The 13657-nt window shown below is 61.5% G+C and carries 11 protein-coding genes and 1 pseudogene; 6 read left to right on the top strand and 6 right to left on the bottom strand.

What is annotated here, in order from left to right:
* The first annotated feature begins 46 nt into the window (after positions 1-46).
* Together ACUN9Y_RS12160 and ACUN9Y_RS12165 are read left to right on the top strand one after the other, a co-directional pair.
* Positions 47-943, top strand: a complete 897-nt coding sequence (locus ACUN9Y_RS12160) for an NAD(P)-dependent oxidoreductase (protein ID WP_445460986.1) — start codon at positions 47-49, stop codon at positions 941-943.
* Positions 940-2490: an aldehyde dehydrogenase family protein gene (locus tag ACUN9Y_RS12165; RefSeq protein ID WP_445460987.1), complete on the top strand. Its 1551-nt coding sequence runs from the start codon at positions 940-942 to the stop codon at positions 2488-2490. Before ACUN9Y_RS12160 ends, ACUN9Y_RS12165 begins: the two co-directional genes overlap by 4 nt.
* A gap of 142 nt (positions 2491-2632) precedes the next feature.
* Here the strand turns inward: ACUN9Y_RS12165 and ACUN9Y_RS12170 are convergent, their stop codons facing one another.
* Entirely contained in the window at positions 2633-3547 is a 915-nt protein-coding gene (locus ACUN9Y_RS12170) for a LysR family transcriptional regulator (RefSeq protein WP_445460988.1), read from the bottom strand.
* A 171-nt stretch (positions 3548-3718) separates the two neighbouring features.
* Here ACUN9Y_RS12170 and ACUN9Y_RS12175 point away from each other — a divergent pair, with 171 nt between their 5' ends.
* Complete coding sequence (locus ACUN9Y_RS12175; protein WP_445460989.1) at positions 3719-3871, top strand: hypothetical protein; 153 nt, start codon at positions 3719-3721, stop codon at positions 3869-3871.
* Positions 3872-3974: 103 nt separating this feature from the next.
* Positions 3975-5564 carry an ABC-F family ATPase gene (locus ACUN9Y_RS12180; protein WP_445460990.1) on the top strand — a complete coding sequence of 530 codons (1590 nt, stop codon included), beginning with the start codon at positions 3975-3977 and terminating at the stop codon, positions 5562-5564.
* Between the two features lie 53 nt (positions 5565-5617).
* Here ACUN9Y_RS12180 and ACUN9Y_RS12185 read toward each other — a convergent pair whose 3' ends face one another.
* Positions 5618-6556 carry an acetamidase/formamidase family protein gene (locus tag ACUN9Y_RS12185; RefSeq protein ID WP_445460991.1) on the bottom strand — a complete coding sequence of 313 codons (939 nt, stop codon included), beginning with the start codon at positions 6554-6556 and terminating at the stop codon, positions 5618-5620.
* A 116-nt stretch (positions 6557-6672) separates the two neighbouring features.
* Positions 6673-8019, bottom strand: a complete 1347-nt coding sequence (locus tag ACUN9Y_RS12190; protein WP_445460992.1) for an APC family permease — start codon at positions 8017-8019, stop codon at positions 6673-6675.
* 307 nt (positions 8020-8326) lie between these two features.
* Here ACUN9Y_RS12190 and ACUN9Y_RS12195 point away from each other — a divergent pair, with 307 nt between their 5' ends.
* Together ACUN9Y_RS12195 and ACUN9Y_RS12200 are read left to right on the top strand one after the other, a co-directional pair.
* On the top strand, positions 8327-9061 hold the full coding sequence (locus ACUN9Y_RS12195) for a FadR/GntR family transcriptional regulator (RefSeq protein WP_445460993.1): 735 nt from the start codon (positions 8327-8329) through the stop codon (positions 9059-9061).
* A 291-nt stretch (positions 9062-9352) separates the two neighbouring features.
* Positions 9353-9735, top strand: a pseudogene (locus tag ACUN9Y_RS12200) (DDE-type integrase/transposase/recombinase); the annotation flags it as partial.
* 22 nt (positions 9736-9757) lie between these two features.
* Here the strand turns inward: ACUN9Y_RS12200 and ACUN9Y_RS12205 are convergent.
* From ACUN9Y_RS12205 to ACUN9Y_RS12215, 3 genes are all read right to left on the bottom strand, one after another.
* The gene (locus tag ACUN9Y_RS12205; protein WP_445460994.1) at positions 9758-10660 is read right to left on the bottom strand and encodes a GGDEF domain-containing protein; all 903 of its coding nucleotides are present in this window, start codon (positions 10658-10660) and stop codon (positions 9758-9760) included.
* Between the two features lie 754 nt (positions 10661-11414).
* Positions 11415-11885 carry a GAF domain-containing protein gene (locus ACUN9Y_RS12210; RefSeq protein WP_445460995.1) on the bottom strand — a complete coding sequence of 157 codons (471 nt, stop codon included), beginning with the start codon at positions 11883-11885 and terminating at the stop codon, positions 11415-11417.
* Positions 11882-13648 carry a gamma-glutamyltransferase family protein gene (locus tag ACUN9Y_RS12215; protein ID WP_445460996.1) on the bottom strand — a complete coding sequence of 589 codons (1767 nt, stop codon included), beginning with the start codon at positions 13646-13648 and terminating at the stop codon, positions 11882-11884. Before ACUN9Y_RS12215 ends, ACUN9Y_RS12210 begins: the two co-directional genes overlap by 4 nt.
* Positions 13649-13657: the final 9 nt, after the last annotated feature.

Genomic DNA, 13657 nt, shown 5'->3' on the forward strand with positions numbered 1-13657 from the left:
TCGGCGATGGCGGTTCACCACTAACAAACACAAGACAGGAGTCATCATGAAGATTGTCGTCATCGGCTTAGGACAGATGGGCGGGAACATGGCCCTGACCCTACGCAAGGCTGGGTTTGCGGTGGTTGGAACCGATGTCATGGCCGCCACACGCAGCAAGATGGCGTCACGCGGACTCGACATCGTCAACCCAGACGCACTGCCGGCAGCCGACGTCTATCTGCTCTCGTTACCCACCTCAGTCCACGTCAGTGAAGTGATCGAGTCCTCACCCGGGCTCTTGCGACAGGCGCCGAAGGGCAGCGTGATCGTCGATACCTCAACCAGTGATCCGGTGGTCAGCCGGGACTTGGCGAAGCAGGCTCGCCAGGCCGGCCTCGAGTGGCTCGATGCTCCGGTCAGCGGCGGCCCGGCCGGCGCTGCCACGGGTACCCTTGGCATGCTGCTCGGTGGAGCGATATCGACGATCGAGCGCGTTACCCCCGTCCTCGAGGCGCTGTCGGCACGCTACACCCATGTCGGAGAGGCCGGCAGTGGCCATGTGGTCAAGCTGGCCAATAACTACCTGTGCGCGGCGCACCTGCTGACCACGGCCGAAGCCATCGCCCTGGCGAGCCGGGCCGGCGTCGCCCCCGAGGCCTGCCTGGCGGGCTTGAACAGCGGCTCGGGCCGCAGCGCCGTCAGTGAGGTCAATTTCCCGAAGTGGATTCTGTCTGATGCCTTCGACTCCGGCTTCACCACCGGTCTGATGCGCAAGGACCTGCGCCTGGCGCGCGACGCCGCCGCGGACCTCGGCCTGTCGCTGGATCTGCTGACCCGCGTCGTGGAACGGTGGCATACCGACGCCTCGCCCGACAGCGCCGACTTCAACCATGTGACCGATCAGATCCGGCACCCCTCGCAACCACGCAGTACGCCCTCGACGCTGGAGGATAAAGAATGAACTCGCTGAACGACAAGGCCGTTGAATGCCTCACCGAGCTGCTCACAGCGCGTGGCATGCTGCCCGGGATTGCGCTGAGCAACTGGATCGGCGGTGAGTTGGTGGCGGGCCAAGGCGAGAGCATCGAGCTACTCGATCCCGTCACCGGACTGCCCTTGATGACATATGCCGATGCCGGTGCGGCGCTGGTAGAGCGTGCGGTCGCGGCGGCAACGGCCGCCCAGCAGGAATGGATGGCGCTAACCGCCAGCGAGCGCGGCAGGCGCATGACCACCGCCGCCGCTGCCCTGCAGGGCCATGAGGAAGCACTGGCACAGCTAGAGAGCGTGGTGGCCGGCAAGCCCATTCGAGACTGTCGTGGAGAGGTCATCAAGGTCCGCGAAATGATCGAATACTATGCCGGCTGGTGCGATAAGCAGCACGGTGAGGTGATTCCGGTGCCGACCTCGCACCTCAACTATGTGCGCCATGTGCCCTATGGGGTTGTCGGCCAGATCACGCCATGGAACGCGCCGATGTTCACCTGCGCCTGGCAGTTGGCACCGGCCATCGCCGCCGGCAATGGCGTCGTGCTCAAACCCTCGGAGCTGACGCCCTTCTCCTCGGTGGTCGTCGCCATGCTGCTGGAGCGCTCAGGCCTGCCGCAAGGGTTGATCAACATCGTCAACGGTGTCGGGCCAACCACAGGGGCCGCTCTCACCGGGCACCCAGGCATCAGCAAGCTCGTGTTCGTCGGCTCGCCCGAGAGTGGTAGGAAGATTGCCCAGGCAGGGGCAGAGCGCCTGGTGCCAAGCGTGCTTGAACTCGGCGGAAAGTCCGCCAACATCGTCTTCGGCGACGCCAGGCTCGACGATGCCGTGGCCGGCGCCCAGGCGGCCATCTTCGCGGCCGCTGGACAGAGCTGCGTGGCGGGGTCCCGCCTGCTGGTGCAAAGGGAGATCTTCGACGAGGTATGCGAACGCCTGGCCCGAACGGCCGGCAGTATCGCGGTCGGCCTGCCCAGCGACACAGCCACCCAAATGGGACCGGTGCAGAACTCGCGCCAGCACCGGCACATCCTGTCGATGATCGAGGCGGCGAAACTCCAGGGCGCTCGTGTGCTCTGTGGAGGACACCGGCCCGAGACTCTACCCGCAGAGGCCCGTGGATACTTCCTCGCGCCTACGGTGCTGGTCGATGTCACCGAAGACATGGCCATCGCACGCGAGGAAGTGTTCGGTCCTGTGGTCGTGGTCATGCCGTTTACCACAGAAGAAGATGCCGTGCGCCTGGCCAATGCCACACGCTTCGGTCTAGCCGGGGCGGTCTGGACCCAGGACCCGGCGCGTGCCCACCGGGTAGCGGCTCGATTACGTGCCGGCACGGTGTGGATCAACAGCTACAAGGCGATCAACGTCATGTCGCCCTTCGGCGGCTTCGGCGACAGTGGGTTCGGGCGCTCCAGCGGCGTCGAAGGTCTCAAGGAATACACCGTCGCCCAGAGCGTATGGGTGGAAACCTCGCCAACGGCCAGTGTCGCCACCGGCTACGGCAGCGGCGTGGGCTGAGTCGCAACGCCAGTCGCCACGCCAGTCGCCATGCCAGTCGCCACGCCAGTTACAGCGCCCCGTGGATCAGCCCGCGAGTCGCGTCTACCTGGCCTGGCCCGCGGACTGCCGCCCTTCTCGGCGAGATGGCCTCGACAACGACTCAAACGTGCGTGTTGAAGGCTTGCATCCAGCGCTCCAGGTGACGCAAGAGCTGAAGTCCCGCTCTGGGCATGCGTCGACCGACCCGCGTGATGATATGCGCACGGGCCTCGCGAAAGCGTTGGCAATCCACGTCCCGCGCGATGAGCAGGCCATCCTCGAGCTCTCTGGCGGCGGCGAAGGCCGGCAACAAGGTGAGATTCAGCCCGGAGCGGGCGGCATGCTTGAGCACCGAGAGCGAATTGGTCTGCATGCTGACCCGCTGGCGCAACTGCGCTTCTCGAAAGCCCTCATCCACCAACTGGCGCACCCCGTGGCCGGTGCGCCACAGGGCCAGAGGCTGTTCGCTGAGCGCTGTCAGCGACAGTGCGCCGGTACCCTCGGCGATGGGGTGGTGTGGCGACATCAGCGCCACCAGTGGCTGGCGGCTGGAACGCCAGAAGCGTAGCTGAGGATGGACGCGCTCGTGGTACATCAACCCGATATGGGCCTCGTCCTCGACGACCGCATCGATGATCTCGCTGGTGCTTCCCGTGTTGACATCGAGACGAACGCCACGATAGCTCTCGGTGAAGCTGCGCAATGGCGTATCGATCAGATCACCGACGAAGCCTTCGCCGACGGTCAGCGATAGCTGGCCGGTTTCCAGGCGCTGGTACGCATCGAGTTCTTCGCTGAAGACATCATCGAGTACCGAGCGCTTGCGACAGTAGGCCAGCAGCATTTCGCCCACCGCCGTCGGCACCACGCCACTGCGCGAGCGCTCCAGCAGTGGAGCGCCCAGCGCCGCCTCGATGAGCTTGAGCTGCCGGCTGATGGCGGATGGCGCGATGTCCAGGCGCGCCGCGGCCTGACGCACCGAGCCCGCCTCGATGGTTACCTGAAAGTACACCAACCGCTGATGCGGAATGTCCATTTATCGTCCCATATTCGCCAGCGACTCGAGCCGCCACGGCCGAGCTTCCCGAGGCTTAGGCCGTCAAGGCCCGGTCTTTCCCGGCACCATACACCGAGGACTCACCGACCGACAGCCGCCGCACCGGCGACCTGCCCGAGCGCGCCTCAGCCGTCTTCGCGGAAAGGGTCGATGATGCAGCAGCAGGACCCGTCGCGCCTGTTTACCCGCTTGGCCGGCGACACACGCCTGACGCCGACGTTACCAGGCCTCAAGGCAGCAGTGGTGAATCGGCACGCCGTCCAGGGCCTTGTCGCCGAATCGGAGGGGCGCTTAAGTGGATAGCCCCATGGTCTGACGCGTACAATACGCGCTCCACTTTGGTCGAAGCCGCGTGTAGCGCCGGCCCGAGTCACTCATTCATGTTCCTCCCGCGAGATTCTCCGCCGTGCTCTCTACTGCCAACATCACCATGCAGTTTGGCCCCAAGCCGCTGTTTGAAAACGTTTCTGTCAAATTCGGCCAGGGCCATCGCTACGGTCTGATCGGGGCCAACGGCTGTGGCAAGTCGACCCTGATCAAGATTCTCGGAGGGGATCTCGAGCCTACCAGCGGCCAGGTGATGAAAGCCGCCACCACACGACTGGGCAAATTGCGCCAGGATCAGTTCGCCTTCGAGGACGAACGTGTCATCGACACCGTGATCATGGGCAACGAAGAGCTGTGGTCGGTCGCCGCCGAACGCGAGCGCATCTATTCACAGGCCGAGATGAGTGAAGAAGATGGCATGGCGGTCGCCGATCTCGAAGTGCGCTTTGCCGAGCTCGATGGCTATACCGCCGAGGCCCGTGCCGGTGAATTGCTGCTGGGCCTGGGCATCCCCCTTATGCAGCACGACCAGCCGATGAGCGTTGTCGCTCCGGGCTGGAAGCTTCGCGTGCTGCTGGCCCAGGCGCTGTTCAGCGACCCCGACGTGCTGCTGCTCGATGAGCCCACCAACCACCTCGATATCAATACGATTCGTTGGCTGGAAGACATTCTCAAGGCGCGCTCGTCGACCATGATCATCATCTCCCACGACCGCCACTTCCTGAACAGCGTCTGCACCCACATGGCGGACCTGGACTACGGCGAGCTGCAGCTGTTCCCCGGTAACTACGACGAGTACATGACTGCCGCCACCCAGGCGCGCGAGCGTCTGCATAGCGAGAACGCCAAGAAGAAGGCCGAAATTGCCGAGCTCAAGCAATTCGTCAGCCGCTTCTCGGCCAATGCCTCCAAGGCCAAGCAGGCGACCTCGCGCCAGCGCAAGATCGACAAGATCCAGCTCGATGAGGTCAAGCCCTCGTCGCGCATCAGCCCCTTCATTCGCTTCGAGCAGAACAAGAAGATTCATCGCCATGCGCTGGCGGTGGAAGCGCTCTCCAAGGCCTGGGACGACAATGTACTGTTCGAGCGTTTTGGCCTGCGAATCGAAGCGGGAGAACGCGTCGCCATCATTGGGCCCAACGGCATCGGCAAGACCACCTTGCTCAACTGCCTGGTCGGCACGATGGCGCCTGACGCCGGTGAAGTGAAATGGACCGATGCCGCCGACGTCGGCTACTTCGCCCAGGACCACGCGGCGGACTTCGACGGCGGCGAGACGCTGTTCGAATGGATGCAGCAGTGGACGACCGCCGGAGAGCAGACCGTGCGTGGCGCCCTCGGCCGGATGTTGTTCTCCAACGACGACATCGGCAAGTCCGTGAAGGTGATTTCCGGCGGCGAGCAAGGGCGCATGCTGTTCGGCAAGCTCTCGCTGCAAAACCCCAATGTGCTGGTCATGGACGAGCCCACCAATCACCTGGACATGGAGTCCATCGAGGCGCTCAACCTGGCGCTCGAACATTATGCCGGCACGCTGATTTTCGTCAGCCACGACCGCGAATTCGTCGGCTCGCTGGCCACGCGCATCATCGAGATGAAGGACGACGGCATCGTCGATTTCAGCGGCAGCTATGATGACTACCTGCGCAGCCAGGGCGTTCTCGGCTGAGTCGTCTTTCCCTCACGCCTGACGGGCAGCAGACGCTGCCTTCAGGCGACGCCTTACATCGCCCTGAGACTTGTCGACCGGAATATCGACCTGGGCATGTAGAAGGACACCACCCAGTGCGGCTGATCGACGATTTCACTGACCCGCAAGCGCCCCGCGACGCTGCACAGGGCGTAGGCCAACTGCTCCTCCATCCCCGCCTGCTTGTGCAGCCGATCGATCATGAAGCGCACGGCGTCCTTGGCTCCCTGCATCAAATCCGGCCCGACCCCGGTGGTCACCAGAAAGCCGGCATCCTGCTCGGTGGACGCTCCTGGAGGCACATCGAACATCGGTGAACGAATACGGTCGCCCTTGTGCAGACGCAGCGTCGCCGTGGCCGCCATTCGCGTTTCCACCGCCGTACCACAGACCTCGCCATCGCCCTGGCAGGCATGAGTATCGCCGATGCTCAGAAGCCCCCCCTTCACCTGAACCGGCAAGTAAAGACGCGCACCCTTGACCAGGTCGCGGATGTCGAGATTGCCGCCACAGATCCTCGGCGGCACGATCGAGTGCTGACCCGGTTCGGCCGGTGCCAGCCCGATGGTCCCGGCGAAGGGGCGAAAAGGAATGACGATGTCTTCGTCGAAGTAGACCGACTCGCTGTCGTACTCGGAGACCTTGAGCCAGGGCGTAGGAAAGTCATCGGCCAGCAGGCCAAACCCCGGGATCAACCCCGTCCAGCCCCACTGCCCCGGCTCGAAATCGACCAGCTCCACTTCGATGACATCGCCAGGCTCGGCATCTTCCATGTACAAGGGCCCGCAGACGGGATTGAGCTGGCCCGCGGGCAGACGCGTCAGCGCTTCGGCCTGACTGTCCCGAGTGATCAAGCCACCACTGGCGTCGAGGATGTCAAAGCGCCGGGTATCCCCGGAGCTGACCCACTCGCGTGGCGCCAGAGCATGGTCAAAACAGTGGTGAACGTCATGGATGGTCTTGATCTTCATGTCGGTGTCCTGTGTGGATGGTCGCGAAAGACATCGTGAGAGCCATGGGCCGCCAGGCAAGAAGCACCGGCTCTTCCTGACGGCTCAGGAGCCGCGGTCAACGTCCTGCCAGGAGGCTAGATTTCCATGTTCACGGAACGTCCGCCGCGCTGCGCCGCCGCGTAGATAGCAATGCCAACGATGGCCCAGGCCAACCCGATCAAGATGGTGTAGGACTCGAAGCCACTCCAGATGTAGCCAACCACGACCAGACCAAGCAGCGGGCAGAGGATATGCAGGAACGGGTTGGCGGCCTTCTTCTTGAACACGAAATAGTAGAGGGTCGTCACGTTGAGCATGATGAAGGCCGTCAGAGCGCCAATGGTGACGATAGAGGTCAGCAGCGCCAGATGCTGCATGAAGGCGATGCCCGCCACAATGGACACGACGCCGACCAGCAGCGCGCTGACGTAGGGCGTCTTGAAGCGTGGATGGACGCGTGAAAGCGGCTCCGGCAGCAGTCGATCACGGCCCATGCTGTAGAGGATGCGGGCGGTAGCGATCTGGGCCACCAAGGAGTCGGCGATGCCCCAGGCGATAGCCGTCGTGGCCGCCGTCAGGGCCGCCAGCCACCCACCGCCGGCGATTCGGGCGGTCTCGTAGAACGCGGTGTCGAGGTTGTTAAACGCCGCCGGGTCCGGCTGAATCAACGCCGCGACCCAGGTCTGGGCAATAAACAGACCACCGATGATCAGCAGCACCAGCAAGATCGCCTTGCTGACCGCTTTGCCGCCGCCCTTGGCCTCCTCGGCGAGGGTCGAGATACCATCGAAACCGAGGAAGCTGAGCACCGCAATCGGCACAGCAGAAATGATCAGGCCCAGAGAGAAATCGTCGGCATCATAGACCGGGGCCATCGAGAACACGGCGCCATTAACGTTGTTGCTGATGGCAACCACCCCTACCACCAGGAAGACGGCAAGGACCAACAACTCGGCTATCAGCATCCAGCGATTGAACGCCGCCGTGAAGCTGATGCCGCGAATGTTGACGTAGGTATTGAAGGCGACGAAAGCGACCACCAGCAGAATCGGAGACAACGACGGGAAGATGTCGTGAATGGCCAACGCCCCCACGACGTAAAGCAGCGCCGGAATCAGGATGTAGTCCAGCAGCATGATCCAACCCGCCACGAAACCGGCAAAGCTCCCTGCGCCGCGCGACACGTAGGAGTAGACCGAGCCGGCAACCGGGAATTCCTTCGCCATCTGCGAGTAGCAGATGGCCGTAAACAGCATTCCCACCAAGCCAATGACGTAGGCGGTGACGATCATCCCGCCACTGGCGCTCATGACATGGCCGAAGATGCCGAAAGGAGCGATGGGAACGATGAAGATCAGACCGTAAATCACCAGGTCTCTCAGCGTCAGCGCGCGCGAGAGCTCCTGGGTATAGCCAAGACTTTCCAGGGTATTGTCACTCATTGGTGACCTCCTCTTGTTGTAATTCGTGAGGCGGCGGGGTCGCCCGCCTGAGGGCGATCGAGAACGGCAGCCGACGCCGCAAACCGCATGCGTTAAACACCCGGTCGATTCCAGCGCACGACGTATCCGTCTGACGTCGACGCATCGTCGCCATGTATACTCGAACCGCGTCGCTATTCAGACGGCCAGCCAGACAGCCAGGCAGAAAACCAGACAGGCAAGGCCACTGGGTTGACGCTCTCGAACGCCTCATTTTCAGAAGACCACACTTAAAGGTATTATGACAATACCTTTGTAAGAGAATGCTATGCCCGATCCGTCACGAACCGATATGCGCAGCCCCCATAGCGCCCACTCCGCGACTCAGGAGCTGGCCGACAGGATCGTGACGGCGATCGCCATCGGCGCCTACTCGCCAGGAGATCGCCTGCCCGCGGAGCGTGACCTGGCCGAGCGCCAGCGGGTCAGTCGCGTCACCGTACGCGGCGCCTTGAAGATCGTGGGGGAGCTGGGCTTGATCGAGTCGCGTCGTGGCCGCGACGGCGGCACCTTCGTGACCTTCAAGCGGGTCGACGACGCCTCTCCCGACACGGCACAGCGCATCCTCGGCCAGGAATTGCCACAGCTCAGGGACTTTTTCGACTACCGTTGCCTGGTCGAAGGGCTCGTCGCAAGAACCGCGGCAGAACGGCACGATTCGGCCCAGGCCGAACGGCTGAGGGCCCTACTCGAGGCCTTCTGCGAGACCAATGATGCATCGATCGCCAGAGAGCTCGATGGCCAGCTCCACGACTGCATCATGGACATGGCCGACAACCATCATCTGGTTGCCCAGTCGCGCCAGCTGACGGCCCGCGCCACGCTTGGGTTCGGTTCCGAACCCTATCCGGTTGAATCCCTGCCCCGCGCCAGAAAGGAACACCGAGCGCTCGTCCAGGCGATTCTGGATCGCCACGAAGGTGACGCCTTTCGCATCGCGCAGCATCACTTCACCCTGACCCTGGCGATCATGGAACACTCGCTGGATGGACGGCCGCTGTAACGCTGAAGTGCTTCCCAGATTTCGGATCAGGTACGAGCCTCTGATCCCACCGACCAGGGATTCTGATCACAAGCAAGAAACGTCGATGGCACAGCGGTGAGGTCAAGGTAACGTTCACCGCCTGGAAAGGCGACCAGGCCGCACCCGAGCTTACCGCCCGTTGTTGGCGTGAATCGCCCCGGGTTTTATCGACACCTCCAGACCGTATCACTGAAGGCACCAAGGAGGTTCCATGAGTCGCCAGCGACATACCGAAGAACCCGAGATCGAACAGAAGCAGCTAGAGACTGATCTTCAACCCATCGGCTGAAGCGGCGACTTGATGTGACGACTCCCAATGTAGCCTGGGTCACCGATATCACCTACAACCGTACCCATGAAGGCTGGCTCTGCTCGTCTGTAGTAATCGACTCGTTCTCTCGTCAGGTCGCGGGCTAGTCGATGAAGCCCCGCATGACTACCAACTTGGCCTTGACCCCTTTGCTGTCAGCCGGTTGGCGTTACAAACCCCAAGGGCTGTCATGGTACATTCGGATCAGGGACGTCAATTTACCAGCGATGTGTTTGACTATATCGAGATTTTCTAAAACAAGAGGCGTCGCTATGGCACGAACGATAACCTGCCTCCCATCGAGTACGAACGGCGTTATACACAGAGCCCGACGAATGTCTAGAATACTCGGAGCGTTTCACCTTTCATTTCGAGAAAACACGATTTTTTCCGTTTCGCTTCGCATCATACAGCGCTTTATCTGCGCGCCTCACGGCATCCTTATACGACCGATCATCAGGCACCATCGTCGCAACACCTACACTAACCGTCGTAGCGATGCCGCCGGCAGAAAACTGACTCAACTCGCGTTTTAAGCATTCACTCAGTCGGGCAGCAAACCTCTCCGCGTGCTGCATATCTATACTGGGCAGCCCTACGATAAATTCATCGCCACCAAAACGACAAGCGATATCCGACTTCCTGAGTTCCGACCGAAAAATATCGGCAACGGCCACTATTACTTCATCGCCTTTATAATGTCCGTGAGTGTCGTTAAAAATTTTGAAGTTATCTAGATCAAACATCAGGATGGACGTCGGCACTGCGTGCCTTTTTAATGCCTCATAATGAACCGTCAGGTCACGTTCAAGCTTCCTGCGATTAAACAACCCTGTCAACTGATCGGTGTCGCTGAGCTCACGCAGCTTGGCTTCCATTTCGTGTCGCTCTGAAATATTGCTTGCCACCCACAGAACAACTTCTTCCCCCTCCACCAAAAAATTGAGCTTTTGAATCCGAGCTTCAAACCAGATCGGCTGTTGGGGACCTTCATCAAGCAAACCTTTTACATCCCGGTTGCTCAACTCATACTCCCTGATTACCAGCCCCCCAGTTTCCAGCGCTAGATCGACCTGCTCCAGAAACCAATTCGCCTTGTCCTTTTTCACCACGTCGGACACATACAACCCAACGAGCCCGCTGCCATCATGGTAATAACGATCATCACGACCGCCAAAAACCGCCACATACTTTCCACTCCGCGAAAGTATAAAAACGGGATCTGGCAATGCCTCCAAAACAAAAGCCATCTCTTCGACGCTAATCATATTACACTCTGCACAATAATTATAATAAATCACAACCCACACAGAATGACTGCACGAAACTGGGCTTACACACGACCAGGAAAACAAGCTGTCATCACTACAAACACAAAAACAGCACACTCAAACACACTAAGTGTCACTCGGGCGATGCAGCGCCTCCCGACTGGCGCTATTCGCCAAGGCGTATAATTATTTGGCATCCATGCGGACTGCATACCCAATGAGCAGCGCAAGTTTACGGAAGGATAGCGAGCCTTTTCTTCGCCGCATTCAAGGACTCAGATGAAGAGCTGAAGCCGCATTGTCTATATCCTCCGGAGCTACCAAAGAATACTCGTTCGCCACCGAGGAGACACCCCGGGGTATTCAACGCCCCTTGCACTACCGCACAAGCAACGCCGGGTCGGGCACCGAACTAGCGACGCTGTAGGCCCCTGAGGCTTATCTGTCTTGTGTGGCCTTCCCAGACCGATGCCTTCTGCTTGCGAAAATCGCTCTCCAATGCGACTCGCCCCCCGCCGTTCTGCGGCGAGTCCAACGCCTTGCAAGCATAATTCGGCCCCGCCTCCATGGCGTGGCCCCGTTGGGCGGCACCGTGCAAAGCGCGGGCTTCAGCGGCTCTTCGTCTCGTCGCGGACCAGCGTTTTGCCCTGACTGTCAACGTCAGTGAAGTTTGTCCGGTTTTCATCAGTGTTCTGTCATTGATGTCGATTCAGGTTCGGGTGGCGCTATTTCCTACTTCGCCGCCGTCGCATCAGCCTGCGTCGAGGTCACCACGGCACGCGATGGCGGCGGCTAGCAATTGGCCGGTGGCCACTTCCTGCTCGGTAAAGGCGGGTCGAGGTCGCAGGAAATTGATCGTGCCCAACACCCGATCGCCGCGAACGATCGGGACGTTCAGCACCGCGAGGAGGCCGAGGCCGAGGATCGTTTCGTGATCAGAGAAGGCCCAGACGATGTCATCTGCACCAAAACCGACGTTCGCCTGCCGGGCGATCAACACCTTGTCTCCCCAGGGGGTATCGCGCTTCGGTTTGCGCCCACTCACCGCATATATGTCTGGCAGAGTGGAGAAGAGACGCTCAACCTCCATGCTGTCCTGGTGAAAGCGCATGGTGGTGAAAAGTCCGCAGGGGATCGCCCCAGCACAACCTTCAAGCACACGCTCGAGTGACGTGGCGGGGTCCACCAGTTGCTCCAAGGTCACGCCCAGGTCGAGACTCATGGCGTGACTCCTTTCCGGGTGGCTGCCCCCGGCCCGGTGTTCTCGCTTCCCACCGCCGATGTGCCGGCCCGACGCGGATCGGCCACGGCAATCGTGTTGGTACCGTCACGCAACGCCAGGCAGATACCGCCAGCCTTCCAGGTCAGTGGCGGCCAGGCCTCGAGGTCATGCCCGTGGGCGGCAAGTGCAGTGACCTGGTCGCGCGGCAGGTCGTCTTCGTAGAGCACCTGATTGGGGTGCACATCGTGGGGGGCGAAGCTGCCAGGGAAGGCGTAGGTCGCTACCCGTGGCGCTGCGACGGCCTGCTGCGGCGAATGCCCCAAATCGAGCATGTTGAGCAGCACCTGAATCATTGCCTGGACCTGCACATCACCGCCAGGCGTGCCCATGGCAAGCCAGGGCTTGCCATCCTTGAGCGCGAGGATCGGGTTAGGCGTCAGCCGAGGCCGCTTGCCGGGGGCCAGGGCGTTGAGGTGACCAGGTATCGAGCGTGACTGGGAACCCCGCGAGGATATCGAAAGCCCCGTCCCGGGGATCACCAGCGTGTCATAGCTGGGATCGCTGGGCGTCGCCGAGAAGATGTTGCCTTCGGCGTCGATGACGCTGACGTGGGAAGTGTCGGCACAGCCCTCACGATAGACCGGAGGCTCGCCACTCGCACCACTCGCGGCACTCGCACAACCGGGCAGCGGCAACGGGTCCGAGCGCTCACCGATCGTCGCAAGACGCGACATGATAAACGCCGAGTCGAGCAACGCCTCGGGAGCAATCTTCATGAAGTCTGGATCGGTGACGTAGGCTTCACGGTCGGCGAAGACTCGTTTGAGGACTTCGAGAATGAAGTGCAGATCGAGCTGCCGGCCCTGGCCTCCGGTGTCGCTGTCAGTGTCGGTGTTTCCCCCAGTGCGGGCAGCGGGCTTGACGGTGGCGTTCTTTCCTGCCGCCTCGATCATCGCGAGTGCCTGGGCCATGGAGATCCCCTGGCACCAGGCACCGCAGCAGTGCACTTGCACGCCCCTGAAGGTCACTGCAAGGGTCGGCTCGTCACGAACTCGGTAGTTCTTCAGGTCTCGCGCCGTCAGCAAGCCGCCATTTTCGGAGTGAAAGGCCACAATGCGCTCGGCAATTGGACCTTCATAGAAGGCCGCTCGAGCCGCCGCCAGCCCCACCAGGCGATCCCCGATCGCCGCAGTTTCCGCCGCGACCATCTGTTCAAGCGTCCAAGCCAGGTCGCGCTGCACGAAGGTCTCACCGACCTTCGGCGGCTTGCCACCAGGCAGAAAAATCTCAGCGGTGGAGGGGAAGCGAGCGTACTTGCGCTCACGCGAGGCGATGAAGTCGGCAAATAGAGGATAAACCTCGAATCCGTCACGGGCGGCGCGAATGGCATCTTCGACCACATCGCCAAAGCGCATCGTTCCTTTCTCCGCCAGCGCCTTGATCCAGCTTGCCGGCGCCGCCGGTATCACGCTACGAAGAATCCCCTCAGGCACGTGATTACCATGATCGCGCTGCATGACGCAGACATCCGCCGCCGCCGGCCAGCCACCCACGCCATCCTGACTCGTGACCTCGCCGGTACTGGCGTCATACATGATGATGGGTGCCACGCCGGCGATCGAGACCAGATCCGGCTGCACCACACCGAGCGCCAAGCCCGCAGCGACGCCAGCATCTACCGCATTGCCACCCAGGCGAAGCACCCGCTCTGCTGCCCGTGTGGCCACTGGATGTCCGCTGGCCACTGCCCACGTCTCGGTCATAGTTCTGTC

This window comes from Halomonas sp. V046 (genome assembly GCF_052645355.1).

What these genes read in the sequence shown, in the direction of transcription:
- ACUN9Y_RS12160 (WP_445460986.1), top strand. Translation starts at nt 47, where the DNA reads ATGAAGATTGTCGTCATCGGCTTAGGACAGATGGGCGGGAACATGGCC.
- ACUN9Y_RS12165 (WP_445460987.1), top strand. Translation starts at nt 940, where the DNA reads ATGAACTCGCTGAACGACAAGGCCGTTGAATGCCTCACCGAGCTGCTC.
- ACUN9Y_RS12170 (WP_445460988.1), bottom strand. Translation starts at nt 3,547, where the DNA reads ATGGACATTCCGCATCAGCGGTTGGTGTACTTTCAGGTAACCATCGAG.
- ACUN9Y_RS12175 (WP_445460989.1), top strand. Translation starts at nt 3,719, where the DNA reads ATGATGCAGCAGCAGGACCCGTCGCGCCTGTTTACCCGCTTGGCCGGC.
- ACUN9Y_RS12185 (WP_445460991.1), bottom strand. Translation starts at nt 6,556, where the DNA reads ATGAAGATCAAGACCATCCATGACGTTCACCACTGTTTTGACCATGCT.
- ACUN9Y_RS12190 (WP_445460992.1), bottom strand. Translation starts at nt 8,019, where the DNA reads ATGAGTGACAATACCCTGGAAAGTCTTGGCTATACCCAGGAGCTCTCG.
- ACUN9Y_RS12195 (WP_445460993.1), top strand. Translation starts at nt 8,327, where the DNA reads ATGCCCGATCCGTCACGAACCGATATGCGCAGCCCCCATAGCGCCCAC.
- ACUN9Y_RS12205 (WP_445460994.1), bottom strand. Translation starts at nt 10,660, where the DNA reads ATGATTAGCGTCGAAGAGATGGCTTTTGTTTTGGAGGCATTGCCAGAT.
- ACUN9Y_RS12210 (WP_445460995.1), bottom strand. Translation starts at nt 11,885, where the DNA reads ATGAGTCTCGACCTGGGCGTGACCTTGGAGCAACTGGTGGACCCCGCC.
- ACUN9Y_RS12215 (WP_445460996.1), bottom strand. Translation starts at nt 13,648, where the DNA reads ATGACCGAGACGTGGGCAGTGGCCAGCGGACATCCAGTGGCCACACGG.